The sequence below is a fragment of the Klebsiella sp. CN_Kp091 genome (genome assembly GCF_040065095.1).
Taxonomy (GTDB): domain Bacteria; phylum Pseudomonadota; class Gammaproteobacteria; order Enterobacterales; family Enterobacteriaceae; genus Klebsiella; species Klebsiella aerogenes.
On sequence record NZ_JBEAIO010000011.1, the window covers coordinates 75,883 to 99,758 of the forward strand.

At 56.2% G+C, this 23,876-nt stretch carries 24 protein-coding genes; 19 read left to right on the forward strand and 5 right to left on the reverse strand.

The features are described from left to right. The first annotated feature begins 66 nt into the window (after window positions 1–66). The 12 genes from ABLV17_RS11090 to deoD all read left to right on the forward strand — a co-directional run bounded on the left by ABLV17_RS11090 (window position 67) and on the right by deoD (window position 11,206). A complete protein-coding gene (locus tag ABLV17_RS11090) occupies window positions 67–480 on the forward strand; it encodes a DNA polymerase III subunit psi (RefSeq protein WP_348854260.1) in 414 nt (137 codons plus the stop codon). Beyond that, entirely contained in the window at window positions 449–895 is a 447-nt protein-coding gene (gene rimI / locus ABLV17_RS11095; protein WP_087858214.1) for a ribosomal protein S18-alanine N-acetyltransferase, read from the forward strand. Before ABLV17_RS11090 ends, rimI begins: the two co-directional genes overlap by 32 nt. A 14-nt stretch (window positions 896–909) precedes the next feature. Next, window positions 910–1,587 carry a pyrimidine 5'-nucleotidase gene (yjjG, locus tag ABLV17_RS11100; RefSeq protein ID WP_045395924.1) on the forward strand — a complete coding sequence of 226 codons (678 nt, stop codon included), beginning with the start codon at window positions 910–912 and terminating at the stop codon, window positions 1,585–1,587. A gap of 91 nt (window positions 1,588–1,678) precedes the next feature. After that, a complete protein-coding gene (gene prfC, locus ABLV17_RS11105) occupies window positions 1,679–3,268 on the forward strand; it encodes a peptide chain release factor 3 (protein WP_045395922.1) in 1,590 nt (529 codons plus the stop codon). Between the two features lie 217 nt (window positions 3,269–3,485). Further along, window positions 3,486–4,097, forward strand: coding sequence for a molecular chaperone OsmY (osmY, locus tag ABLV17_RS11110; RefSeq protein ID WP_348854261.1), 612 nt, complete (start codon window positions 3,486–3,488; stop codon window positions 4,095–4,097). Between the two features lie 123 nt (window positions 4,098–4,220). Beyond that, on the forward strand, window positions 4,221–4,382 hold the full coding sequence (locus tag ABLV17_RS11115; RefSeq protein WP_015368384.1) for a DUF1328 domain-containing protein: 162 nt from the start codon (window positions 4,221–4,223) through the stop codon (window positions 4,380–4,382). A 151-nt stretch (window positions 4,383–4,533) separates the two neighbouring features. Continuing rightward, window positions 4,534–5,607 carry a patatin family protein gene (locus tag ABLV17_RS11120; RefSeq protein WP_348854262.1) on the forward strand — a complete coding sequence of 358 codons (1,074 nt, stop codon included), beginning with the start codon at window positions 4,534–4,536 and terminating at the stop codon, window positions 5,605–5,607. After that, the gene (locus ABLV17_RS11125; RefSeq protein WP_213795019.1) at window positions 5,604–6,389 is read left to right on the forward strand and encodes a TatD family hydrolase; all 786 of its coding nucleotides are present in this window, start codon (window positions 5,604–5,606) and stop codon (window positions 6,387–6,389) included. Before ABLV17_RS11120 ends, ABLV17_RS11125 begins: the two co-directional genes overlap by 4 nt. Before the next feature lie 408 nt (window positions 6,390–6,797). After that, the gene (gene deoC / locus ABLV17_RS11130; RefSeq protein WP_348854263.1) at window positions 6,798–7,577 is read left to right on the forward strand and encodes a deoxyribose-phosphate aldolase; all 780 of its coding nucleotides are present in this window, start codon (window positions 6,798–6,800) and stop codon (window positions 7,575–7,577) included. Window positions 7,578–7,690: 113 nt separating this feature from the next. Beyond that, window positions 7,691–9,013 carry a thymidine phosphorylase gene (deoA, locus tag ABLV17_RS11135; protein ID WP_087858282.1) on the forward strand — a complete coding sequence of 441 codons (1,323 nt, stop codon included), beginning with the start codon at window positions 7,691–7,693 and terminating at the stop codon, window positions 9,011–9,013. A 52-nt stretch (window positions 9,014–9,065) separates the two neighbouring features. Continuing rightward, complete coding sequence (deoB, locus tag ABLV17_RS11140) at window positions 9,066–10,289, forward strand: phosphopentomutase (RefSeq protein ID WP_045395913.1); 1,224 nt, start codon at window positions 9,066–9,068, stop codon at window positions 10,287–10,289. Window positions 10,290–10,486: 197 nt separating this feature from the next. Beyond that, window positions 10,487–11,206, forward strand: a complete 720-nt coding sequence (deoD, locus tag ABLV17_RS11145) for a purine-nucleoside phosphorylase (protein ID WP_002887789.1) — start codon at window positions 10,487–10,489, stop codon at window positions 11,204–11,206. Window positions 11,207–11,285: 79 nt separating this feature from the next. Here the strand turns inward: deoD and lplA are convergent, their stop codons facing one another. Next, window positions 11,286–12,302 (reverse strand): lipoate--protein ligase LplA, encoded by a 1,017-nt coding sequence (lplA, locus tag ABLV17_RS11150; RefSeq protein ID WP_348854264.1) that lies wholly within the window; start codon window positions 12,300–12,302, stop codon window positions 11,286–11,288. Between the two features lie 17 nt (window positions 12,303–12,319). Then, window positions 12,320–12,952: a YtjB family periplasmic protein gene (locus tag ABLV17_RS11155; RefSeq protein WP_015368377.1), complete on the reverse strand. Its 633-nt coding sequence runs from the start codon at window positions 12,950–12,952 to the stop codon at window positions 12,320–12,322. Between the two features lie 104 nt (window positions 12,953–13,056). Here ABLV17_RS11155 and serB point away from each other — a divergent pair, with 104 nt between their 5' ends. From serB to nadR, 3 genes are all read left to right on the forward strand, one after another. Beyond that, window positions 13,057–14,028: a phosphoserine phosphatase gene (gene serB, locus ABLV17_RS11160; RefSeq protein ID WP_015368376.1), complete on the forward strand. Its 972-nt coding sequence runs from the start codon at window positions 13,057–13,059 to the stop codon at window positions 14,026–14,028. Between the two features lie 9 nt (window positions 14,029–14,037). Further along, window positions 14,038–15,420 carry a DNA repair protein RadA gene (gene radA, locus ABLV17_RS11165; protein ID WP_015368375.1) on the forward strand — a complete coding sequence of 461 codons (1,383 nt, stop codon included), beginning with the start codon at window positions 14,038–14,040 and terminating at the stop codon, window positions 15,418–15,420. A 67-nt stretch (window positions 15,421–15,487) separates the two neighbouring features. After that, window positions 15,488–16,720, forward strand: a complete 1,233-nt coding sequence (nadR, locus tag ABLV17_RS11170) for a multifunctional transcriptional regulator/nicotinamide-nucleotide adenylyltransferase/ribosylnicotinamide kinase NadR (RefSeq protein WP_020079664.1) — start codon at window positions 15,488–15,490, stop codon at window positions 16,718–16,720. 97 nt (window positions 16,721–16,817) lie between these two features. Here the strand turns inward: nadR and ettA are convergent, their stop codons facing one another. Next, complete coding sequence (gene ettA / locus ABLV17_RS11175) at window positions 16,818–18,485, reverse strand: energy-dependent translational throttle protein EttA (protein ID WP_015704325.1); 1,668 nt, start codon at window positions 18,483–18,485, stop codon at window positions 16,818–16,820. A gap of 219 nt (window positions 18,486–18,704) precedes the next feature. Between ettA and sltY the strand changes: the two genes are divergently transcribed. Continuing rightward, window positions 18,705–20,642: a murein transglycosylase gene (gene sltY, locus ABLV17_RS11180; RefSeq protein WP_348854265.1), complete on the forward strand. Its 1,938-nt coding sequence runs from the start codon at window positions 18,705–18,707 to the stop codon at window positions 20,640–20,642. Between the two features lie 87 nt (window positions 20,643–20,729). Further along, the gene (gene trpR / locus ABLV17_RS11185) at window positions 20,730–21,056 is read left to right on the forward strand and encodes a trp operon repressor (protein WP_015368371.1); all 327 of its coding nucleotides are present in this window, start codon (window positions 20,730–20,732) and stop codon (window positions 21,054–21,056) included. Here the strand turns inward: trpR and yjjX are convergent. Then, window positions 21,043–21,558, reverse strand: coding sequence for an inosine/xanthosine triphosphatase (gene yjjX, locus ABLV17_RS11190; protein ID WP_113374555.1), 516 nt, complete (start codon window positions 21,556–21,558; stop codon window positions 21,043–21,045). The genes trpR and yjjX overlap by 14 nt on opposite strands. Before the next feature lie 113 nt (window positions 21,559–21,671). Here yjjX and gpmB point away from each other — a divergent pair, with 113 nt between their 5' ends. Next, window positions 21,672–22,319, forward strand: a complete 648-nt coding sequence (gene gpmB / locus ABLV17_RS11195; RefSeq protein WP_015368369.1) for a 2,3-diphosphoglycerate-dependent phosphoglycerate mutase GpmB — start codon at window positions 21,672–21,674, stop codon at window positions 22,317–22,319. Here the strand turns inward: gpmB and robA are convergent. Then, on the reverse strand, window positions 22,316–23,185 hold the full coding sequence (gene robA / locus ABLV17_RS11200; RefSeq protein ID WP_087858208.1) for an MDR efflux pump AcrAB transcriptional activator RobA: 870 nt from the start codon (window positions 23,183–23,185) through the stop codon (window positions 22,316–22,318). The genes gpmB and robA overlap by 4 nt on opposite strands. Before the next feature lie 208 nt (window positions 23,186–23,393). Between robA and creA the strand changes: the two genes are divergently transcribed. Further along, a complete protein-coding gene (creA, locus tag ABLV17_RS11205; protein WP_045378970.1) occupies window positions 23,394–23,867 on the forward strand; it encodes a protein CreA in 474 nt (157 codons plus the stop codon). Window positions 23,868–23,876 lie beyond the last annotated feature (9 nt).

Genomic DNA, 23,876 nt, shown 5'->3' on the forward strand with positions numbered 1-23,876 from the left:
TAGTTTGTTGGCGCAGATACGACGGATTTGCTATATTGCGCGCTTGTTTAACAGGAGTGTTTCGCTATGACTTCCCGACGAGACTGGCAATTACAGCAACTGGGAATTACCCAGTGGTCGCTGCGTCGCCCGGGGGCGTTGCAGGGCGAAATCGCTATCTCGCTTCCTGAACATATTCGTCTGGTGATGGTGGCGGAAACCCCGCCGTCGCTGACTGAACCGCTCATTAGCGATATTCTGCGCGCGCTCTCGATTCGCGCCGATCAGGTACTGCAGCTTACGCCGGACCGGGTAGCGATGCTGCCGCAAAATAGCCGCTGCAACAGCTGGCGACTGGGCTGCGAGACGCCGCTGTCGTTGGCGGGCTCCCAGGTCTCGACGCCCGTTTTTGATGAACTTCAGAGCAGCGCGCCGGCTCGCATCGCGCTCTGGCAACAAATCTGCGCACATGAACACGATTTCTACCCTCAGCACGGCTGATTTATCCAAAGCCTGGCAAATCGAAAAACGCGCCCACGCTTTTCCGTGGAGCGAACAAACCTTTGCCAGCAATCAGGGTGAACGTTATCTGAATTACCAACTGGCAGTGGATGGAGAAATGGCGGCATTTGCCATTACTCAGATTGTCCTTGATGAAGCGACGCTTTTTAACATCGCCGTCGACCCCGCATACCAGCGCCGCGGCCTGGGACGGGAACTGCTGGAACATGTTATTGATGAAGTTGAAAAACTCGGCGTCGCCACGCTGTGGCTGGAGGTGCGGGCATCGAATGTCGCCGCCATCGCGCTCTACGAAAGCTTAGGCTTTAACGAGGCGACTATCCGCCGCAATTACTACCCTACGGCCGACGGGCGTGAAGACGCAATTATCATGGCTCTGCCAATCAGTATGTAAGACAAGGTGAAACGATGAAATGGGACTGGATTTTCTTTGATGCCGATGAAACGTTGTTTACGTTTGATTCTTTCAGCGGCTTACAGCGGATGTTTCTCGACTATAGCGTGACATTTACCGCCGAAGATTTTCAGGACTATCAGGCCGTTAATAAGCCGCTGTGGGTGGATTATCAAAACGGCGCCATCACCTCGCTACAATTACAGCATCAGCGTTTTGATAGCTGGGCGGAACGGTTGAACGTCCCCCCGGGCGAACTGAACGACGCTTTCATGAATGCGATGGCAGAAATCTGCGCGCCGCTGCCGGGCGCCGTATCGTTGCTGGATGCGCTGCAGGGCAAGGTAAAAATGGGCATCATCACCAACGGTTTTACCTCGTTGCAGCAGACTCGTCTGGAGCGTACCGGCCTGCGCGATCATTTTGATTTGCTGATTATTTCTGAGGAAGTCGGCGTCGCGAAGCCGGATGCGCGTATCTTCGACTATGCGCTGGCGCAGGCGGGTAATCCGTCGCGCGACAGGGTATTGATGGTCGGCGATACCGCCGAGTCGGATATCCGCGGCGGCGTCAATGCCGGGCTTGCCACCTGTTGGCTGAATGCGCACCAGCAAACGCTGCCGGCAGACCTGCAGCCCGACTGGACGGTGACCTCTTTAAGCGAACTGGAGCAACTCCTGTGTAAACACTAATTGCCTCCCCCCCATTGATGGGTAAAATAGCCGCAATTTTTCGTATTCCACATGCGCGGCCCGTTGCCGCGTTTACTTAGAAGATTGAATTATGACGTTGTCTCCTTATCTGCAAGAGGTGGCCAAACGCCGCACTTTTGCCATTATTTCTCACCCGGATGCCGGTAAGACCACCATCACTGAAAAAGTGCTGCTGTTCGGACAGGCGATTCAGACCGCCGGCACCGTGAAGGGCCGCGGCTCCAGCCAGCATGCTAAATCCGACTGGATGGAGATGGAAAAGCAGCGTGGGATCTCGATTACCACCTCGGTGATGCAGTTCCCGTACCATGATTGCCTGGTTAACCTGCTGGATACCCCGGGGCACGAAGACTTCTCCGAAGATACCTACCGTACCCTGACGGCGGTTGACTGCTGTCTGATGGTTATCGATGCGGCGAAAGGCGTCGAAGATCGTACCCGCAAGCTGATGGAAGTTACCCGTCTGCGCGATACGCCGATCCTCACCTTTATGAACAAACTCGACCGTGATATCCGCGATCCGATGGAATTGCTGGATGAAGTCGAAAATGAGCTGAAAATCGGCTGTGCGCCGATTACCTGGCCTATCGGCTGCGGCAAGCTGTTTAAAGGGGTTTATCATCTTTATAAAGATGAAACTTACCTCTATCAGACCGGTAAAGGGCACACCATTCAGGAAGTGCGCGTGGTTAAGGGGCTGAATAACCCTGAGCTGGATGCCGCGGTGGGCGACGATCTGGCGCAGCAGCTGCGCGATGAACTGGAACTGGTACAGGGCGCTTCGAACGAGTTCGATAAAGATCTGTTCCTGGCGGGCGAAATTACTCCGGTGTTCTTCGGCACCGCATTAGGCAACTTCGGCGTGGATCATATGCTGGATGGCCTGGTGGAATGGGCGCCAGCGCCGATGCCGCGTAACACTGATACCCGTGAAGTGACGGCCGCAGAAGAGAAATTCACCGGCTTCGTGTTTAAGATTCAGGCCAACATGGACCCGAAACACCGCGACCGCGTGGCCTTTATGCGCGTGGTATCCGGCAAATACGAGAAAGGCATGAAGCTGCGTCAGGTGCGTATCGGCAAGGACGTGGTGATTTCCGACGCGCTGACCTTTATGGCGGGCGACCGTTCGCACGTTGAAGAAGCCTACCCGGGCGATATCATTGGTCTGCATAACCACGGCACCATTCAGATTGGCGACACCTTTACCCAGGGCGAAATGATGAAGTTCACCGGTATTCCGAACTTCGCGCCGGAACTGTTCCGTCGTATTCGCCTCAAGGATCCGCTGAAGCAGAAACAGCTGCTGAAAGGGCTGGTACAGCTCTCTGAAGAGGGCGCGGTACAGGTCTTCCGCCCTATCGCTAATAACGATCTGATCGTTGGCGCCGTCGGCGTGCTGCAGTTTGACGTGGTAGTAGCGCGTCTGAAAAGCGAATACAACGTTGAAGCGATTTACGAATCTGTCAACGTGGCTACCGCGCGTTGGGTTGAATCAACAGATGTGAAGAAATTCGAAGAGTTCAAGCGTAAGAACGAAGTTCAACTGGCGCTGGATGGCGGCGATAATCTGACCTATATCGCCCCGACGATGGTGAACCTGAACCTGACGCAAGAGCGTTATCCTGATGTGGTGTTCCGCAAAACGCGCGAACACTAATACCTCTCTGGAGCGCGGCGATGCTGCGCTCCAGCCTGTTTTGCTCGTCTTCCTCCTTACCATAGAAAGTTCTTAAATCTGCGCAAATCGTAGCTTTTTTATTCAAACCCTCCGCCGCATCTCCGCTCATCTACTATATTTATTAAGCACTTTTCAGAAACCTGGCTGAATAAATAGCCATTTGTTTTACCAAAGCAGACATCGTGAGGGCATACCAATGACCAGACTAAAGAGCGCCAGGCTATTGCTGCCTCTCTTCTTAGGCTCAGCGTTGATAAGCGCCTCGACCTATGCGGAAACCACCGCAACCGATAGCGCGAAGGCCGCCGCGACCAGCGCGGGAGAAAGCGTCGATAAATCGATCAACAAGGTTGGCGATTTTATGGATGACAGCACGATCACCGCCCGTGTCAAAGCGGCGCTGATCGATGACAAAAGTATCCGTAGCACCGATATCTCGGTGAAAACGGAAAACAAAGTGGTGACCTTAAGCGGGACTGTTGAGAGCGCTGAGCAAAAATCACAGGCCGTTAGCGCGGCGAAAGGCGTCGAAGGGGTGAGTTCGGTAAGCGACAAGCTGACCGTGGCAGGTGAAAAATCGGCAAGCCTGAAGGGCTATGCAGGCGACACCGCTATCACCAGCGAAGTCAAAGCCAAACTGCTCGCGGACGATATCGTTCCGTCGCGGAAGGTGACGGTGGAAACCAGCAACGGGGTGGTACACCTCTCCGGAACCCTGGATTCGAGCAAACAGGTCGATCGTGCGGCAGACATTGCCAAAGCGGTAACCGGTGTTAAGAGCGTGAAGAACGATCTTAAAGTGCAGTAAGGGTATTCATTAAAAGATATTCGCCAGCGGCGATACCGCTGAGCGAGTTGTACGCAGGGTTGATGTATGCGCGGCCTGAGCGCGCAGAAAAGCGACCGTTAATCATATGGTAAGGAGAACAGTATGTTTAGATGGGGCATTATTTTTCTGATCATCGCGTTGATTGCCGCCGCATTGGGTTTTGGTGGTCTGGCGGGTACCGCGGCGTGGGCGGCTAAAATCGTCTTTGTTGTCGGTATTATCATTTTCCTGGTCAGCCTGTTTACCGGGCGAAAACGACCCTAGAGGCCATGTGCCGAAAGGCGTGAATCAATAACCGCGCAGTGATGACATAACGTCTTACATAAAGCCAGTCAATGTGACTGGCTTTTGCGGTTTCAGGGGACGACAATTTGCGTTACTTTAATGATACAAAATAGACAAACAGGAAAGCAGGGTGGGGCAGCGCATTCCCGTGACGCTGGGCAATATCGCCCCGTTAGCGGTAAAACCCTTCCGTCCGGGCAAACTTGCTCTGGTGTGCGAAGGCGGTGGTCAGCGAGGTATTTTCACAGCCGGGGTTCTGGACGAATTCATGCGCGCCGGATTTAACCCTTTCGACCTGATGCTTGGTACTTCCGCTGGCGCGCAAAACATCTCCGCTTATATCTGTAATCAGCAGGGCTACGCCCGTAAAGTCATTACGCGTTATACCACCTCGCGGCAGTTTTTCGACCCGATGCGCTTCGTACGCGGCGGCAATCTTATCGATCTCGATTGGCTGGTCGATTCCACTGCACAACAAATGCCGCTGGCGATGAACTATGCCGAGGAGCAGTTCGCGCTGGGTAAAGAGCTGTGGATGTGCGCCTGCCGCGGTGACGATTACACGGCAAACTATTTTTCCCCCACCCGTCAGACCTGGCTTGATCTGATCCGCGCCTCCAGCGCCATTCCCGGTTTTTACCGTAGCGGTGTCCTGCTGGATGGCGTGAACTACCTCGATGGCGGCGTCAGCGATGCGATCCCGGTGCAGGAAGCGGCGCGGCGCGGCGCGCAGACTATCGTGGTGATCCGTACCGTCCCTTCGCAGATGTTCTACACTCCGCAGTGGTTTAAACGAATGGAACGTTGGCTTGGGGAGAGCAGTCTGCAGCCTTTTGTGAACCTGGTGCAACACCACGAAACCACCTATCGCGCGACGCAGCAGTTTATTGAAAAACCGCCGGGTAAACTGCGGATATTCGAAATCTATCCGCAACGGCCGCTGCGCAGTATGGCGCTTGGCAGCCGTCTGCCGGCGCTGCTGGAAGATTATAAAACCGGGCGCCAGTGCGGCCGCTACTTCCTCGCCACGGTAGGGAAGCTGCTGACCGAACAACCGCCGCTGTTACGCCATGCGCCGCGTGTGGCAAGGCCGACCCCGGTGGTGGTGCCGCCGCTGCCGGTGGCGAATGAAACGCCGCAACAGGCGATTATCACCGCGCCGCAGGCCAATGACCCCAGCTTTAATAACGAGGATCTGGCGTGACGTTACGCTTTATTGATACCCACTGTCACTTCGATTTTCCCCCGTTTGAAGATGATGAACCCGCGAGTATCGCGAGGGCGGCGCAGCTGGGCGTTGGGCGTATTATCGTGCCGTCGATATCCGCCGGGCGCTTTGCTCGCGTGCTGGCGCTGGCGGAGCAACACGAGCCGCTGTATGCCGCGCTAGGGATGCATCCTATTGTTATCGAACAGCATGATGACCGCGGGTTAGCGCAACTGGAAAGTTATCTTGCACAGCGTCATCCAAAACTCGTGGCCATCGGAGAGATTGGCCTCGATCTCTACCGCGACGATCCACAATTCGACCGCCAGCAGGCGCTGCTGGAAGCGCAGTTGCGGCTGGCGAAGCGTTACGATTTACCGGTGATCCTGCATTCGCGGCGCACGCACGATAAACTGGCGATGATGCTAAAAAAACATAACCTGCCGCGTGCCGGGGTGGTGCATGGTTTTTCCGGCAGTCTGCAGCAGGCGGAGCGTTTTGTACAACTGGGCTATAAGATTGGCGTTGGCGGCACCATTACTTATCCCCGCGCCAGCAAAACTCGCGATGTCATGGCGCGCCTGCCGCTTTCTTCACTGCTGCTGGAAACCGATGCTCCGGATATGCCGCTGAATGGTTTTCAGGGGCAGCCAAACCGTCCGGAACAGGCGGCCCGCGTCTTTGACGCGTTATGTGAACTGCGCGCGGAACCGGCGCAGGAAATTGAAGCGGCACTACTGGCGAATACCAAAAGCCTCTTTACCGCGCTCACTCTCTAACGGCCCACCTTCTGGGCAAAGTCGTCCCCGGCTCTGGCAGGGTGTGATAATCCCATCATTTTTTGTAAATCTAAAATCTATTACATTTCAATTAGAAAGTATATTTATGGCCAGTGGTTGCACAATTTGTGCGCCATAACGTCGAGATAATTCGTTTTGATATGTTAGAATAATAACATCGATAAGAACTTAGGTTTGCCGATTATGCTTAAACAGGACATGACCGGTAGATTGGCGGTAATCGATGGTTAATTGTGAGTTATGTCACGTTACAGTAATGCAAATTAGTAATTAGTTTTCATTAACTGTGATGAATGTCGAAGTGTAATGGCGAGCGGTTGTTACAATAGTAACAGGCTCGCAAGGTGAACAAACTATTGAACCGGCAATACGCCGTCGGAGTATGAAATGACTGATTTGAAAGCAAGCAGCCTGCGCGCGTTGAAACTGATGGATCTGACCACCCTGAATGATGACGACACCAATGAGAAGGTGATCGCGCTGTGTCATCAGGCGAAAACCCCGGTGGGTAATACCGCCGCTGTCTGTATCTACCCGCGTTTTATCCCGATTGCCCGTAAGACGCTGAACGAACAAGGAACGCCGGACATCCGTATCGCGACGGTGACTAACTTCCCGCATGGTAATGACGATATTGATATCGCGCTGGCGGAAACCCGCGCGGCAATCGCCTATGGCGCGGATGAAGTGGATGTGGTTTTCCCGTACCGCGCGCTGATCGCTGGTAACGAGCAGGTTGGTTTTGATCTGGTGAAAGCCTGTAAAGAAGCCTGTGCGGCGGCGAATGTGCTGCTGAAAGTGATCATCGAAACCGGCGAACTGAAAGAAGAAGCGTTGATTCGTAAAGCGTCTGAAATCTCTATTAAAGCGGGCGCGGATTTCATCAAAACTTCGACCGGTAAAGTGCCGGTAAATGCGACGCCGGAAAGCGCGCGCATCATGATGGAAGTCATCCGCGATATGGGCGTTGAGAAAACCGTTGGCTTCAAACCTGCCGGCGGCGTGCGCAGTGCGGAAGACGCGCAGCAGTTCCTGGCGATTGCCGATGAACTGTTCGGCGCCGATTGGGCTGATTCCCGTCACTACCGTTTCGGCGCATCAAGCCTGTTGTCTAGCCTGCTGAAAGCCCTGGGGCACGGCGACGGTAAGAGCGCCAGCAGCTACTAATCCCTTGATATGCCGGATGGTGCTTCGCTTATCCGGCCTACGAATTGATGCCTGTAGGCCGGATAAGGCGCTTGCGCCGCCATCCGGCGATTTATACCATTTGGGAGGTTACCGTGTTTCTCGCACAAGAAATTATTCGTAAAAAACGTGATGGTCATGCATTAAGCGATGAGGAGATTCGCTTTTTCATCAACGGCATCCGCGATAATACTATCTCTGAAGGACAGATCGCCGCGCTGGCGATGACCATCTTCTTCCATGATATGTCTATGCCGGAACGTGTTTCGCTGACCATGGCGATGCGGGATTCAGGAACCGTTCTCGACTGGAAAAGCCTTAACCTCAACGGCCCGATCGTCGATAAACACTCGACCGGCGGCGTGGGTGACGTCACCTCGCTGATGCTGGGGCCAATGGTTGCCGCCTGCGGCGGTTACGTACCGATGATCTCCGGGCGCGGTCTCGGCCATACCGGCGGTACGCTTGATAAACTGGAAGCGATCCCGGGCTTCGATATCTTCCCGGACGACGCGCGTTTCCGCGAAATTATTAAAGATGTCGGCGTGGCGATCATCGGGCAGACCAGCTCGCTCGCCCCGGCTGACAAACGTTTCTATGCCACCCGCGATATTACCGCGACGGTGGATTCCATCCCGCTGATTACCGCGTCTATTCTGGCCAAGAAACTGGCGGAAGGTCTGGATGCGCTGGTGATGGACGTCAAAGTCGGCAGCGGCGCCTTTATGCCGACGTATGAGCTTTCTGAAGCGCTTGCCGAAGCGATCGTTGGCGTCTCCAACGGCGCCGGCGTGCGCACGACCGCGCTGTTAACTGATATGAACCAGGTGCTGGCCTCCAGTGCGGGTAACGCCGTTGAAGTTCGCGAAGCGGTGCAGTTCCTGACCGGTGAATATCGTAACCCACGCCTGTACGACGTCACCATGGCGCTGTGTGTGGAAATGCTGATTTCCGGCAAGCTGGCGGCGGATGACGCCGAGGCGCGCGCGAAATTGCAGGCGGTGCTGGATAACGGTAAAGCTGCCGAAGTCTTTGGCCGTATGGTGGCGGCGCAGAAGGGGCCGAACGACTTTGTCGAAAACTATGCGAAATACCTGCCGACGGCAATGCTGAGCAAAGCCGTCTATGCTGAAGGCGCCGGATTTGTCTCTGAAATGGATACCCGCGCGCTGGGGATGGCGGTGGTGTCGATGGGCGGCGGTCGTCGTCAGGCTTCCGATACTATTGACTACAGCGTTGGCTTTACCGATATGGCGCGCCTTGGCGATAAAGTCGATGGCGAACGTCCGCTGGCGGTGATTCATGCGAAAGATGAATCCAGCTGGCAGGAAGCGGCCAAAGCCGTGAAAGCGGCAATTAAACTGGACGCTCAAGCCCCAGAAATTACACCGACGGTCTATCGCCGAATCACCAAGTAGCGATATACTGATCTGATCGCTTTTTTGCAGCGCATGATGTATGGAGAACAAGATGAAACGTGCATTTATTATGGTGCTGGACTCCTTTGGGATTGGCGCAACGGAAGATGCTGACCGCTTTGGCGATGTGGGCGCCGATACCATGGGCCACATTGCGGAAGCCTGCGCCAAAGGTGAAGCTGACAATGGTCGTAAAGGCCCGCTGAATTTACCTAACCTGACCCGTCTGGGCCTGGTGAAAGCGCATGAAGGTTCTACCGGTAAAATTGCCGCCGGTATGGACGGTAATGCCGAAGTCGTTGGCGCCTACGCCTGGGCGCATGAACTCTCTTCCGGTAAAGATACGCCGTCTGGCCACTGGGAAATCGCCGGCGTGCCGGTGCTGTTTGATTGGGGCTACTTCAGCGATCATGAAAACAGCTTCCCGCAGGAACTGCTGGATAAACTGGTTAAGCGCGCGAACCTGCCGGGCTACCTCGGCAACTGCCACTCATCCGGTACCGTGATTCTGGATCAACTGGGTGAAGAGCATATGAAAACCGGGAAACCGATTTTCTATACCTCTGCTGACTCGGTGTTCCAGATAGCCTGTCACGAAGAGACTTTCGGTCTCGACAAGCTGTATGAGCTGTGCGAAATCGCCCGTGAAGAACTGACCGAAGGCGGCTATAACATTGGCCGCGTGATTGCGCGTCCGTTCGTGGGCGACAAAGCCGGTAACTTCCAGCGTACCGGTAACCGTCACGACCTGGCGGTCGAACCGCCGGCGCCGACCGTGCTGCAAAAGCTGGTCGACGAGAAAAACGGTCACGTGGTTTCCGTGGGTAAAATCGCCGACATCTACGCCAACTGCGGCATCACTAAGAAGGTGAAAGCCACCGGGCTGGACGCGCTGTTCGACGCGACCATCAAAGAGATGAAGGAAGCGGGCGACGAGACTATCGTCTTCACTAACTTCGTCGACTTTGACTCCTCCTGGGGTCACCGTCGTGACGTCGCTGGCTACGCAGCGGGTCTGGAACTGTTTGACCGCCGTCTGCCGGAGCTGATGGAGCTGGTTGGGGAAGACGACATTCTGATCCTCACCGCCGACCACGGCTGCGACCCGACCTGGACCGGTACCGACCACACCCGCGAGCACATTCCGGTGCTGGTGTACGGTCCGAAAGTGAAGCCGGGTTCGTTAGGCCACCGCGAAACTTTCGCGGATATCGGCCAGACGCTGGCGACATACTTTGGTACGTCGCCGATGGCGTACGGTAAAAACATGCTGTAATACCCGTTGTCTTTCGCGCTGTAGATGCGTTGACTTCATTCGCTCACCCCGGTCACATAGTTAATCTATGCTCCCGGGGATTCACGAATTGGTCGCCTTCCTACAACGCGAAATCCTTAGGGTATTTGAATACGTTTTGTAGGCCTGACAAGGCGTAGCCGCCATCAGGCTCGAACAATTTATATAAGGATAAAACGATGGCTACCCCACACATTAACGCAGAAATGGGCGATTTCGCTGACGTAGTTTTGATGCCGGGCGACCCGCTGCGCGCGAAGCACATTGCAGAAACCTTCCTCGAAGACGTGCGTGAAGTAAACAACGTGCGCGGCATGCTGGGCTTCACCGGTACCTACAAAGGCCGCAAAATCTCCGTGATGGGCCACGGTATGGGTATCCCATCCTGCTCTATCTACACCAAAGAGCTGATCACCGATTTCGGCGTGAAAAAAATCATCCGTGTCGGCTCCTGCGGCGCGGTACGTGAAGATGTCAAACTGCGTGATGTGGTTATCGGCATGGGCGCGTGCACCGACTCTAAAGTCAACCGTCTGCGCTTCAAAGACCATGACTTCGCGGCGATTGCCGATTTCGGCATGGTACGTAACGCGGTAGACGCAGCCAAAGCGCTGGGCGTTGACGCGCGCGTCGGCAACATCTTCTCCGCTGACCTGTTCTATACGCCGGACCCGTCTATGTTCGACGTGATGGAAAAATACGGCATTCTGGGCGTGGAAATGGAAGCGGCCGGCATTTATGGCGTCGCGGCGGAGTTCGGCGCGAAAGCGCTGACCATCTGCACCGTTTCCGATCATATCCGTACCCACGAGCAGACCACTGCCGCTGAGCGTCAGACGACCTTCAACGATATGATCAAAATCGCGCTGGAATCCGTACTACTGGGCGATAAAGAGTAAGACCTGTTGTGCCGGGTGGCGGCTTCGCCTGACCCGGCCTACGGTTTCCCAGGCCCGCTAAGCGCAGCGGGCTTTTTTATCAGCGCACCGCGCCGGCCATCCACGCCGACAGTTCTTTTAGTTCCGCTTCCTGCTCCGGGAAATCGGCGAGCAGCGCCTCACACTGCTGCTGTAATATTTCCGCCCGATACTGACAACCGACTAATCGTGCCGCCAGCGCCTCGAGCGGCGCCGGGTTCAGGCTATCGGTAAAAGCCTGCGCGCGGGTGATATGGCCCTTCTCGACGTCAAAATGCAGCTCGACGCCGCCCCAGCGAAAGCGCTCATCCAGCAGGTGAGAGAAAGCGGGCGCCTGACCGAAGTTCCACTCCCAACTGCTCTGGCGGGCGAAGGTCTCGGCAAAATTCGGCAGATCCGGCGTGTTGTCCGGCGAAATGACTTCCGCCGCTACCCGTTCGCCGTAATGGTTGAAGAATGCCTCCTGAATGGCTTCGCAAATCTGCTGGTGGGTAATGCCCGGTAGGAGTTCAACCAGGTTCGCCACGCGCCCGCGTACCGAGGTAATGCCTTTGGCCTGTAGCTTTTTCTTGTCCGGATTAAGATAGTTGGCGAGACGGCTTAAATCGGCGTTTAGCAGCAGGGTGCCGTGATGAAAACCGCGGTCCATCGTTTCGCGATAGGCGGAGCCAGAAACCTTGCGATCGCCGTTGTCGGTTTTGACCACCAGATCGTTGCGCCCGGAGGCCTCCGCGGTCACGCCAAGCGAATTCAACGCCGCCAGCACGATAGCGGTAGAAACGGTTTTGTCGTATTCCGGTTTGCCCGCCATAAAGGTAAAACAGGTATTGCCGAGGTCGTGGAATACCGCGCCGCCGCCGCTGCTGCGACGGGCCAGCCGCACGTGATCCTCTTCCATGCGCCGGGTATTACACTCCTTCCACGGGTTCTGCGCGCGGCCAATAACCACGGTGTCGGCGTTACGCCACAGAAACAGCACCCGTTGGGTGGCCGGCATCTGGCGGAAAATACACTCTTCTACCGCCAGGTTAAACCAGGGGTCGTAGGAGTCGGAGAGCAACAGGCGGAGCGTCGGCATAGGATATCCTTGTCTGGTTAATCTTTATCTTCGTCCTGGACGGGCTTATTGGCGGTGAGCAGGAAGGGCGATTGCTGCCAGCGGGTACGTTTACCCTGCAGCAATGTGCGGGTCAGCACCACGCCGATTGCCAGCGACAACAGCAGCATCAGGCGTAAGATATTGGTGGTATTATCCACCTGTTTCGCCTCAGTGGCCAACGTGTGGGTATCCAGCGTCAGGCGCAGATAGCCGACCGGGCCGTTTTTGCCGAGGATCGGCTCGACGATTTGCTGGTTAAAGTAGCCGCCGGCTTTTTTGCCATCCAACGCCAGGCGGTCGCGCACGTCGACGCTTTCGCCGGAGCGAGCCACCAGATCGCCCTGTTCATCATATACCCCGGCATCGAGCACCCGGCTTTTATCCGTCAGCTGTTCCAGCAGGCGGGTAATGCGCTTTTCGTCGGGCGTTTCGCTACGCATCAGCGGCGCCAGGTTCAGCGTAACCTGCTGCGCCAGCGTTCGCGCCAGCTCTTCCAGCTGCGGATTACGCTGCTTTTGGCTATTCTGACTGAACCATGAGGCGCCTTGCATCAGCGCGACGAGAAGCGCGAGACAGATCAGAACAATGACGGCGCGATGCAGTCGGAATTTCAGTTTTGCTCGTACCATATTCCACCTTTGAAAATTTGCAGCTTAATGTTGCCAGAAGCGCTGGTTACAAGGTAGCCTCATGCGTTATTTTCCTCGCCTGAATGAAGAGATGTGGAGCCGTAATGCCTAACAGTTTGACCTGGTGCGACCTGCCCGAAGATGTTTCCTTGTGGCCTGGGTTGCCGCTTTCCCTGAGCGGCGACGAGGTCATGCCGCTGGATTATCACGCCGGGCGCAGCGGCTGGCTGCTGTATGGTCGCGGTCTCGATAAACGTCGGCTGACGGCATGGCAGCGCGAGCTCGGCGCGGCGCTGGTCATCGTCTCTTCCTGGGTCGTGGAGGATTATCAGGTGATTCGCCTGGCGGGTTCGCTGACGCAGCGCGCCACGCGCCTGGCCCACGAGGCCGGGCTGGACGTCGCGCCGCTGGGAAAAATCCCGCATCTACGCACGCCGGGCCTGTTGGTGATGGATATGGACTCCACGGCGATTCAGATCGAATGTATCGATGAAATCGCTAAGCTTGCCGGCACCGGCGAGCTGGTTTCGGAAGTGACCGAACGCGCGATGCGCGGCGAGCTCGACTTCACCGCCAGCCTGCGCCAGCGCGTCGCCACTCTGAAAGACGCCGACGCGAACATCCTGCTGCAGGTGCGGGAAGCGCTGCCGCTGATGCCGGGGCTGACCCAACTGGTGCTGAAGCTGGAAACGCTGGGCTGGAAGGTGGCCATCGCCTCCGGCGGCTTTACCTTCTTTGCCGAATACCTGCGCGATAAGCTGCATCTCGACGCGGTATTCGCCAACGAGCTGGAAATTATGGACGGGAAGCTCACCGGCAACGTTATCGGCGACATTGTCGATGCCAAATATAAAGCCAACACTCTACGTAAACTGGCGGAAAAATATGAAATTCCGTCGGCGCAAACCGTGGCGATTGGCGATGGCGCCAACGATCTGCCGATGATCAAGGCGGCAGGTCTCGGCATTGCCTATCATGCGAAACCAAAAGTCAATGAACAGGCGGAAGTCACCATCCGCCACGCTGACCTGATGGGGGTATTCTGTATTCTCTCTGGCAGCATGAATCAAAAGTAAGAGGTTAACGTGGCGAAAGCTCCAAAACGCGCATTTGTCTGTAATGAATGTGGTGCGGATTATCCGCGCTGGCAGGGGCAGTGCAGCGCCTGTCATGCCTGGAACACCATCACCGAGATGCGCATCGCCGCCTCGCCGCAGGTGGCGAGAAACGAGCGTCTGTCAGGTTACGCTGGTAATGCCGGCGTGTCGAAGGTACAGAAGCTGTCGGAGATAAGCCTGGAGGCGCTGCCGCGTTTCTCCACCGGATTTAAAGAGTTCGACCGCGTGCTCGGCGGCGGCGTGGTTCCGGGTAGCGCGATTCTAATCGGCGGCAACCCCGGCGCCGGGAAATCGACGCTGCTGCTGCAAACCCTCTGCAAGCTGGCCGAAGGGATGAAAACGCTGTACGTCACCGGGGAAGAATCCCTGCAGCAGGTAGCGATGCGTGCGCATCGTCTCGGGCTGCCGACGGCGAACCTGAATATGCTCTCGGAGACCAGCATCGAGCAAATCTGCCAGATCGCCGATGAAGAAAAGCCGCAGCTGATGGTCATCGACTCCATCCAGGTGATGCATATGGCTGATGTCCAGTCGTCGCCGGGGAGCGTGGCCCAGGTACGTGAAACCGCGGCTTATCTGACGCGCTTTGCCAAAACTCGCGGCGTGGCGATCGTGATGGTCGGCCACGTCACCAAAGATGGCTCGCTGGCCGGGCCGAAAGTACTGGAACACTGTATTGACTGCTCGGTGCTGCTGGACGGTGATGCCGATTCCCGTTTCCGCACGTTGCGCAGCCATAAAAACCGCTTTGGCGCGGTCAACGAACTCGGCGTCTTCGCGATGACCGAGCAAGGTCTGCGCGAAGTCAGCAACCCCTCCGCCATCTTCCTCAGCCGCGGCGATGAAGTCACCTCCGGCAGCTCGGTCATGGTGGTATGGGAAGGTACTCGCCCGCTGCTGGTTGAGATCCAGGCATTGGTCGATCACTCGATGATGTCTAATCCGCGTCGCGTAGCGGTAGGCCTGGAACAGAACCGTCTGGCGATCCTGCTGGCGGTGCTGCACCGCCATGGCGGCCTGCAGATGGCCGATCAGGACGTCTTCGTTAACGTGGTTGGCGGGGTTAAGGTCACTGAAACCAGCGCCGATCTGGCGCTGCTGCTGGCGATGGTTTCGAGCCTGCGCGATCGCCCGTTGCCGCAGGATCTGGTGGTCTTTGGCGAAGTCGGATTAGCCGGTGAAATTCGCCCGGTGCCAAGCGGCCAGGAACGTATTTCCGAGGCGGCGAAGCACGGGTTCCGTCGCGCCATCGTCCCGGCGGCCAATGTGCCCAAAAAAGCGCCGGAAGGGATGCAAATCTTTGGCGTGAAAAAACTGGCCGATGCGCTGAGCGTTTTTGACGACTTATAATGATACCCGTCATACTTCAGGGTATGACGGGTATCAAACCCGAGTTTGCAGGAGGCACGCATAAACTATGTCGTCATTCGACTATCTGAAAAACGCCATTAAGCAAAAGGGTTGTACGCTGCAGCAGGTGGCGGAAGCCAGCGGGATGACCAAAGGTTATCTCAGTCAGCTATTAAACGCGAAAATCAAAAGCCCGAGCGCCCAGAAGCTTGAAGCGTTACACCGCTTCCTCGGCCTTGAATTCCCGCGCAAACAGAAAAGCGTCGGGGTGGTTTTTGGTAAATTTTATCCGCTGCATACCGGGCATATTTACCTGATTCAGCGCGCCTGTAGCCAGGTCGATGAGCTTCATATCATCATGGGCTATGACGACACTCGCGACCGCGAGCTGTTCGAAGAGAGCGCCATGTCGCAACAGCCGACGGTTCCCGATCGTCTGCGCTGGCTGCTGCAAACCTTTAAATATCAAAAAAACATTCGCATCCACGCCTTCAACGAAGAAGGGATGGAGCCGTACCCGCACGGTTGGGACGTCTGGAGCCGCGGGATCCGCGCCTTCATGAGTGAAAAGGGAATCGAGCCAAACTGGATTTATACCTCAGAAGAGGCCGATGCGCCGCAGTATCTGGAACATCTGGGGATCGAAACCGTGCTTATCGATCCGAAGCGAACCTTCATGAGTATCAGCGGCGGCCAGATCCGCGAAAACCCGTTCCGCTATTGGGAATATATTCCGACTGAGGTCAAACCGTTCTTTGTGCGTACGGTGGCGATCCTCGGCGGCGAGTCGAGCGGTAAATCGACGCTGGTGAATAAGCTCGCCAATATCTTCAATACCACCAGCGCCTGGGAATATGGCCGCGATTACGTCTTTTCACACCTCGGCGGCGATGAAATGGCATTGCAGTATTCCGATTACGATAAAATCGCGCTGGGGCACGCACAGTACATTGATTTCGCGGTGAAATACGCCAATAAAGTGGCGTTTATCGATACTGACTTCGTCAGCACTCAGGCCTTCTGCCTGAAGTACGAAGGCCGCGAACATCCGTTCGTGCAGGCGTTAATCGATGAATACCGCTTTGATCTGGTGATCCTGCTGGAGAACAACACGCCGTGGGTGGCCGATGGGCTGCGTAGCCTCGGTAGTTCGGTAGATCGCAAAGAGTTTCAGACGCTGCTGGTATCGCTGTTGAAAGAAAACGACATTGAGTTCGTGCACGTGGAAGAGTCGGACTACGACGCCCGGTTCCTGCGCTGCGTTGAGCTGGTGAAGCAGCTGATGGGCGAGCAGGGGTAGGCTTTTTGCCGGATGGCGGCGTAAACGCCTTATCCGGCCTACAAGTGCTACACGCCTGGTAGGCCGGATAAGCGTAGCGCCATCCGGCACTTACAGATTACTTGGCAATGCGTTTGTACTTGATACGCTTCGGTTCCAGCGCATCGGCGCCGAGGGTGCGTTTCTTGTACTCTTCGTACTCGGTAAAGTTACCTTCGAAGAACTCAACCTTACCTTCATCCTGGTAATCCAGAATGTGGGTCGCGATACGGTCAAGGAACCAACGGTCGTGCGAGATAACCATGGCGCAGCCCGGGAACTCCAGCAGGGCGTTTTCCAGCGCGCGCAGGGTTTCGATATCCAGGTCGTTGGTTGGTTCATCGAGCAGCAGTACGTTACCGCCGACCTGCAGCAGCTTCGCCAGGTGCAGACGCCCACGCTCACCGCCGGACAGCTCGCCAACGCGTTTGCCCTGGTCGACGCCTTTGAAGTTAAAGCGGCCAACGTAGGCGCGGCTCGGCATCTCGGTGTTGCCGATCTTCATGATATCCAGGCCGCCGGACACTTCTTCCCAAACGGTCTTGCTGTTGTCCATCGCGTCGCGGAACTGATCGACGGAAGCCAGTTTAACGGTTTCACCCAGCGTGATGGTGCCGGAATCAGGCTGTTCCTGGCCTGACATCATGCGGAACAGGGTGGATTTACCCGCGCCGTTCGGACCGATGATACCAACGATAGCGCCTTTCGGTACGGAGAAGCTCAGATCGTCAATCAGTACGCGGTCGCCGTAAGATTTGCGCAGATTGCTGACTTCCAGAACTTTATCGCCCAGACGCGCTCCTGGCGGAATGAACAGTTCGTTGGTCTCGTTACGTTTCTGGTATTCGACGTTGTTAAGCTCTTCAAAGCGCGCCAGACGGGCTTTGCCTTTAGACTGACGGCCTTTCGCGCCCTGACGAACCCACTCGAGTTCTTTCTCGATAGATTTGCGGCGTGCTGCTTCCTGAGAAGCTTCCTGCGCCAGACGCTGATCTTTTTGCTCCAGCCAGGAGGAGTAGTTGCCTTCCCACGGAATACCTTCACCGCGGTCAAGTTCGAGGATCCAACCAGCGACGTTATCGAGGAAGTAACGGTCGTGGGTAATCGCCACCACGGTGCCTTCGAAATCGTGCAGGAAGCGTTCCAGCCAGGCGACGGATTCGGCGTCGAGGTGGTTAGTCGGTTCGTCGAGCAGCAGCATGTCTGGTTTTTCCAGCAGCAGGCGGCATAGCGCGACGCGGCGGCGTTCACCACCGGAAAGAGTGGCGATTTTCGCATCCCAGTCCGGCAGGCGCAGGGCATCGGCCGCACGCTCCAGCTGTACGTTCAGGTTATGGCCGTCGTGCGCCTGGATGATCTCTTCGAACTTGCCCTGTTGCGCGGCAAGCTTATCGAAGTCGGCATCCGGCTCGGCGTATTTGGCATAAACTTCGTCCAGGCCTTTCAGCGCGTTAACCACTTCGGCGACCGCTTCTTCAACGGATTCGCGCACGGTGTGCTCCGGATTCAGCTGCGGCTCCTGCGGCAGGTAGCCAATTTTGATACCGGGCTGCGGGCGCGCTTCACCTTCGATCTCGGTGTCGATACCGGCCATGATGCGCAGCAGGGTAGATTTGCCGGCGCCGTTCAGACCGAGAACACCGATTTTCGCGCCAGGGAAGAAACTGAGGGAGATATTTTTCAAAATATGACGTTTCGGCGGAACCACTTTGCCGACACGATGCATGGTATAAACGAATTGAGCCACGTTGGACTTCGCCTCTTTCTATTCTGATAGATAGTTCAAAGGCGAAGTGTAGCCTTTTTCGCGCGGTAATCCCAGCGAGGCGACAGGATTCACAGAAGCGTAAAAAAATGTTCAGGACATGGCATGTTTTCAGTTGTCTGATTAGCATAACTAAGCAATACCTGAATTTTTTGAAGCGGCACGATGCCGCGGTGATGCACCAAACTAGAGGAAGAGCTTGTGGAAAAAGCCAAAACTACGGCATGGCGTCTTCTGGCTGCCGGCGTGAGTCTGCTGACGCTAAGCCAGCTGGCACATGCGGATTCACTGGATGAACAGCGCAGCCGCTATGCTCAAATTAAACAAGCGTGGGACAACCGCCAGATGGATGTCGTCAACCAGTTGATGCCTACGCTCAGCAGCTATCCGCTGTATCCCTACCTGCAATATCGACAAATCACCGATGACCTGATGAACCAGCCGCCGCTGGTGGTCACTAATTTCATTGCGGCGAATCCGACGCTACCGGCGGCGCGTTCGTTGAAATCTCGCTTTGTTAATGAGCTGGCGCGGCGCACCGACTGGCGCGGCTTGCTGGCGTTCAGCCCGGATAAACCGACGACAACCGAAGCGCAGTGTAACTACTACTACGCCAAACTCAGCGTCGGCCAATCGCAGGAAGCCTGGAGCGGGGCGAAAGAGCTGTGGCTGACCGGCAAGAGCCAGCCAAATGCCTGCGATCCGCTGTTCAGCGCGTGGCGCGATTCCGGGCAGCAGGATCCGCTGGCCTATCTCGAACGAATCCGCCTGGCGATGAAGGCCGGTAATACCAGCCTGGTCCGCGTGCTTGCTCAACAGATGCCCTCAAACTATCAGAGCATCGCTTCGGCGGTGGTGGCGTTAGCCAACGATCCCAATAGCGTGATGACCTTTGCCCGTACCACCGGGGCCACTGACTTTACCCGCCAGATGGCGGCGGTCGCTTTTGCCAGCGTCGCGCGTCAGGATGTGGAAAATGCCCGTCTGATGATCCCGTCGCTGGTGCAGGCGCAGCAGTTGAATGAGGATCAAACCCAGGAGCTGCGCGATATTGTCGCCTGGCGCCTGATGGGCACCGATGTGACCGAAGCGCAGGCGGAGTGGCGCGATGACGCCATCATGCGTTCGCAATCAACCTCGCTTGTGGAACGCCGGGTACGTATGGCGCTCGGCAACGGCGATCGTCATGGGCTGAACACCTGGCTGGCGCGTCTGCCGATGGAGGCGAAAGAAAAAGACGAGTGGCGCTACTGGCAGGCGGATCTGCTGCTGGAGCGCGGGCGCGATGACGAAGCGAAAGCCATCCTGCATTCGCTGATGCAGCAACGCGGCTTCTATCCGATGGTTGCCGCTCAACGTCTGGGCGAAGAGTACACCTTCCGCATTGATAAAGCCTCCGGCACTATCGACCCGGCTCTGGCCTCCGGCCCTGAGATGGCGCGCGTTCGCGAGCTGATGTACTGGAACATGGACAACACCGCGCGCAGCGAATGGGCGAATCTGGTAAGCAGCCGGACCAAATCGCAGCAGGCGCAGCTGGCGCGTTACGCTTTTGATCAACACTGGTGGGATCTCAGCGTACAGGCGACGATCGCCGGTAAATTGTGGGATCAGCTGGAAGAGCGCTTCCCGCTGGCGTACAACGATCTATTCGCGCGTTACATTAGCGGCAAAGATATTCCGCAGAGCTACGCGATGGCGATTGCGCGTCAGGAGAGCGCCTGGAACCCGAAAGTGCGTTCGCCGGTCGGCGCCAGCGGCTTGATGCAGATTATGCCAGGCACCGCGACGCATACCGTTAGCATGTTCAGCATTCCTGGTTATAGCAGCCCATCGCAACTGCTGGATCCGGAAACCAATATCAACATCGGCACCAGCTACCTGCAGTACGTCTACCAGCAGTTTGGTAATAACCGTATTTACGCTTCCGCCGCCTATAACGCCGGGCCAGGACGCGTACGCACCTGGCAGGGCAATAGCGCCGGGCGCATCGATGCGGTGGCATTTATCGAGAGTATTCCGTTCTCGGAAACCCGCGGGTACGTAAAAAACGTCCTCTCTTACGATGCCTATTACCGCTACTTTATGGGCAAGCAGGATAACTTGCTGAGCGACGCCGAATGGCAACAGCGTTACTGATCGTCCGGAAGTATGTTATTCTTTGTACTCGTTGAAGAGTACATTCGACGGGCAGCCTAGCTGCCCGTCTCAACATGGCGACGTAACATGACCCAACAATCTCCCTATTCAGCGGCCGTGGCCGAACAACGTCATCAGGAGTGGCTGCGTTTCGTGGCGTTGTTGCAGCAGGCCTACGCCGAGGATCTTCACCTGCCGTTACTGCAGCTGATGCTGACGCCCGACGAGCGCGAAGCGCTGGGTACCCGGGTGCGCATTATTGAAGAGCTGCTGCGCGGCGAGATGAGCCAGCGCGAACTGAAAAACGAACTCGGCGCCGGTATCGCTACGATTACTCGCGGCTCAAATAGCCTGAAATCGGCGCCGGTAGAGCTACGCCAGTGGCTGGAACAGACGCTGCTTAACGATAAATAGCGTTATGGAATGGGCTTAGCGCCAGCACTACCGCCTGATGGTAAACGCTGCTGCGCGTTAGTTTACCGCCGGTAAAGACGCCGATAGCGCCCTCTTTGCGGCCGATCTGGTCGATCCCGGTATGCTGCGACATGACCGGCCCCAGCGCTTCCCCGGCGCGAACCTGCGCAAGGATCGCCTCCGGCAGCGGCAGGGTTGCCGAGCGGGCTTCGCCGCGCTGCTGGCGGCTCTCAATCACTACCCAACTGAAGGTGCTGCCTTCATCGATCCCGGCTTCTATCGCCACCCAAAAATCAGCCTCCGGCTGCGCGAGCCTGGCATTAGCGACGCGATTTCGTGCGCCAGCCCGCGTTTCCTCGCTGCCGAAGGGTTGTTCCGGCACGCCGCTCTCGACGGCGACGGACTCAATATGGCAGGATCCTTCGCCGAAGATCTCGTTAAAAGCCTGCAGAATTGCCTGAATTTTGGCGGGATTAGTGGTAGCTGAGACAACATGGTGCATAATCAAAACAACTCAGAATTAATTAACGTCATCGCAGTATACTCTAAATCACTCTGGCGGCAGCCGATCGCGCAGCTCGTCGAATGATGAAGGGTTCAGAACGGAAAATAAGCATGTTACAGGTATACCTTGTTCGCCACGGTGAAACGCAGTGGAACGCCGAGCGACGTATTCAAGGCCAGTCCGATAGTCCGCTGACCGCTCACGGCGAGCGCCAGGCATGGCAGGTGGGTGAGCGCGCCAGAACGCTGGGGATTACCCATATTATCGCCAGCGACCTCGGCCGTACCCGCCGCACCGCAGAAATTATCGCTGAAGCCTGCGGCTGCGGCGTCGTTACCGATCCGCGCCTGCGCGAGCTGGATATGGGGGTGCTTGAAAAGCGCCATATCGACTCGCTTAGCGAAGAAGAAGAGGGCTGGCGTCGCCAGCTGGTCAACGGTACGCCGGATGGCCGCATTCCGCAGGGCGAATCCATGCAGGAGCTGAGCGAGCGTATGCGCGCGGCGCTATCATCCTGCCTGGAATTACCGCCAGGAAGCCGACCGTTGCTGGTGAGTCATGGGATGGCGCTGGGCTGTCTGGTGAGCACGATCCTCGGGCTGCCTGCCTATGCCGAGCGCCGTCTGCGCCTGCGCAACTGTTCGATTTCACGCGTTGATTACCAGCAGAGCCCGTGGCTGGCGTCAGGGTGGGTCGTGGAGACCGCGGGGGACGTTTCGCATCTCGATGCCCCCGCGATGGATGAACTGCAGCGTTAACGACGAATCGGAATCAGGTACTCGCAGCGCAGCTGAATTGGCGTAGCCTGGTTCCGGCTTTCATCTTCCGGATAGAAGCGCTCGATATCGAGCCCTTTGCGGCGGGTGAGGTTCAGCATCGGCATACAGGTGCCGTACACCGTCAGGATAAACTCCTGTAGCCCGGTGCCTAATCCTTCGTAAGTGAACATCACATACTCGCCGCCTTCCAGAATCACCGGATGAGAGTTATGCAGGTGCCCGTTCGCCATCTCCGGCGTCAGCGCGGTGGTGTAGAACACCTCCTGTTCGTCATCTTTTTCCAGACTTGGACGCGGTTCATGCAGGCCGTACAGCGTCGGCGGAATGCTGGGCGCGTTGCCGAGGAATTCACGCCAGAACTGAACGCGCATCTGGTTACGGAATTCAGAAATCTCTTCCAGCTTACAGGTATAGCTTTGAGTCACGCCGACCAGTTGCGTGGTGCTCAGGGTGACAAACTCATGCTTCGGCATCGTAAACTCACCGAGGCGCAGCGGCGGACGCATACCAAACGAGCTCCAGTCCGGAGAACGGCGATAGAGCGCTGGGGTCAAATTAAACTGTTTTTTAAAGGCGCGGGTGAACGTCTGTTGGGAATCGAAGCGATACTGCAGCGCGATGTCGAGGATCGGGCGTGCGGTCAGCCGTAGCGCAACAGCGGATTTGGAAAGACGGCGTGCGCGAATATAGGCACCGATAGCTTGACCCGTGACGTCTTTAAACATACGTTGCAAATGCCACTTGGAATAACCTGCCTTCGCCGCCACATTATCCAACGAGAGGGGCTGATCCAGGTGACCTTCCAGCCAGCTCAGGAGATCGCGAATAATCCCAGCTTGATCCATAAAATGTCCCCATCCTTTAAACTCAGGTACCTATATTAAGGTAGCGGATAATAGCATTTTTTGATGTTTTAGCATTCAGTGTTTTTTTTGCTTTTAAATGCGATTATCTGGTGGATATCGTTGGTAATTTTGTAAAGCTGTGATCTTTAAACCTTTTCCATAGCGTTTGTGATTATCACGCAGCGGAATTTTAAGAAATGGTAACAATATGAAATACAAGAAGTTAGTGGCAGGTTTGTTCTTACTGGCCGCAGGCCAACTGGCGCACGCCGAGCAAATTGGTTCCGTCGATACGGTATTTAAATGGCTGGGACCGGATCATAAAATCGTGGTCGAAGCCTTCGACGACCCCGATGTACAAAACGTCACCTGCTATATCAGCCGGGCAAAAACCGGCGGCATTAAAGGCGGGTTAGGGCTGGCGGAAGATACCTCTGACGCCGCCATCTCCTGTCAGCAGGTCGGGCCGATTGAGCTGACGGACAAAATCAAAAACGGCAAAAGCCAGGGCGATGTCGTGTTCCAGAAACGTACCTCGCTGGTGTTCAAAAAACTGCAGGTCGTTCGCTTTTACGACGCTAAACGCAATGCGCTGGTGTATCTGACCTATTCGGATAAAGTGGTCGACGGCTCGCCGAAGAATGCCATCAGCGCCGTGCCGATCATGCCGTGGAGTAAATAAACGGGAGTC

Excerpts from the sequence above, each read along its gene's own strand:
- ABLV17_RS11090 (WP_348854260.1), top strand. The coding sequence starts at position 67 with ATGACTTCCCGACGAGACTGGCAATTACAGCAACTGGGAATTACCCAG.
- rimI (WP_087858214.1), top strand. The coding sequence starts at position 449 with ATGAACACGATTTCTACCCTCAGCACGGCTGATTTATCCAAAGCCTGG.
- yjjG (WP_045395924.1), top strand. The coding sequence starts at position 910 with ATGAAATGGGACTGGATTTTCTTTGATGCCGATGAAACGTTGTTTACG.
- prfC (WP_045395922.1), top strand. The coding sequence starts at position 1,679 with ATGACGTTGTCTCCTTATCTGCAAGAGGTGGCCAAACGCCGCACTTTT.
- osmY (WP_348854261.1), top strand. The coding sequence starts at position 3,486 with ATGACCAGACTAAAGAGCGCCAGGCTATTGCTGCCTCTCTTCTTAGGC.
- ABLV17_RS11115 (WP_015368384.1), top strand. The coding sequence starts at position 4,221 with ATGTTTAGATGGGGCATTATTTTTCTGATCATCGCGTTGATTGCCGCC.
- deoC (WP_348854263.1), top strand. The coding sequence starts at position 6,798 with ATGACTGATTTGAAAGCAAGCAGCCTGCGCGCGTTGAAACTGATGGAT.
- deoB (WP_045395913.1), top strand. The coding sequence starts at position 9,066 with ATGAAACGTGCATTTATTATGGTGCTGGACTCCTTTGGGATTGGCGCA.
- deoD (WP_002887789.1), top strand. The coding sequence starts at position 10,487 with ATGGCTACCCCACACATTAACGCAGAAATGGGCGATTTCGCTGACGTA.
- lplA (WP_348854264.1), bottom strand. The coding sequence starts at position 12,302 with ATGCCGACGCTCCGCCTGTTGCTCTCCGACTCCTACGACCCCTGGTTT.
- ABLV17_RS11155 (WP_015368377.1), bottom strand. The coding sequence starts at position 12,952 with ATGGTACGAGCAAAACTGAAATTCCGACTGCATCGCGCCGTCATTGTT.
- serB (WP_015368376.1), top strand. The coding sequence starts at position 13,057 with ATGCCTAACAGTTTGACCTGGTGCGACCTGCCCGAAGATGTTTCCTTG.
- nadR (WP_020079664.1), top strand. The coding sequence starts at position 15,488 with ATGTCGTCATTCGACTATCTGAAAAACGCCATTAAGCAAAAGGGTTGT.
- trpR (WP_015368371.1), top strand. The coding sequence starts at position 20,730 with ATGACCCAACAATCTCCCTATTCAGCGGCCGTGGCCGAACAACGTCAT.
- yjjX (WP_113374555.1), bottom strand. The coding sequence starts at position 21,558 with ATGCACCATGTTGTCTCAGCTACCACTAATCCCGCCAAAATTCAGGCA.
- gpmB (WP_015368369.1), top strand. The coding sequence starts at position 21,672 with ATGTTACAGGTATACCTTGTTCGCCACGGTGAAACGCAGTGGAACGCC.
- robA (WP_087858208.1), bottom strand. The coding sequence starts at position 23,185 with ATGGATCAAGCTGGGATTATTCGCGATCTCCTGAGCTGGCTGGAAGGT.
- creA (WP_045378970.1), top strand. The coding sequence starts at position 23,394 with ATGAAATACAAGAAGTTAGTGGCAGGTTTGTTCTTACTGGCCGCAGGC.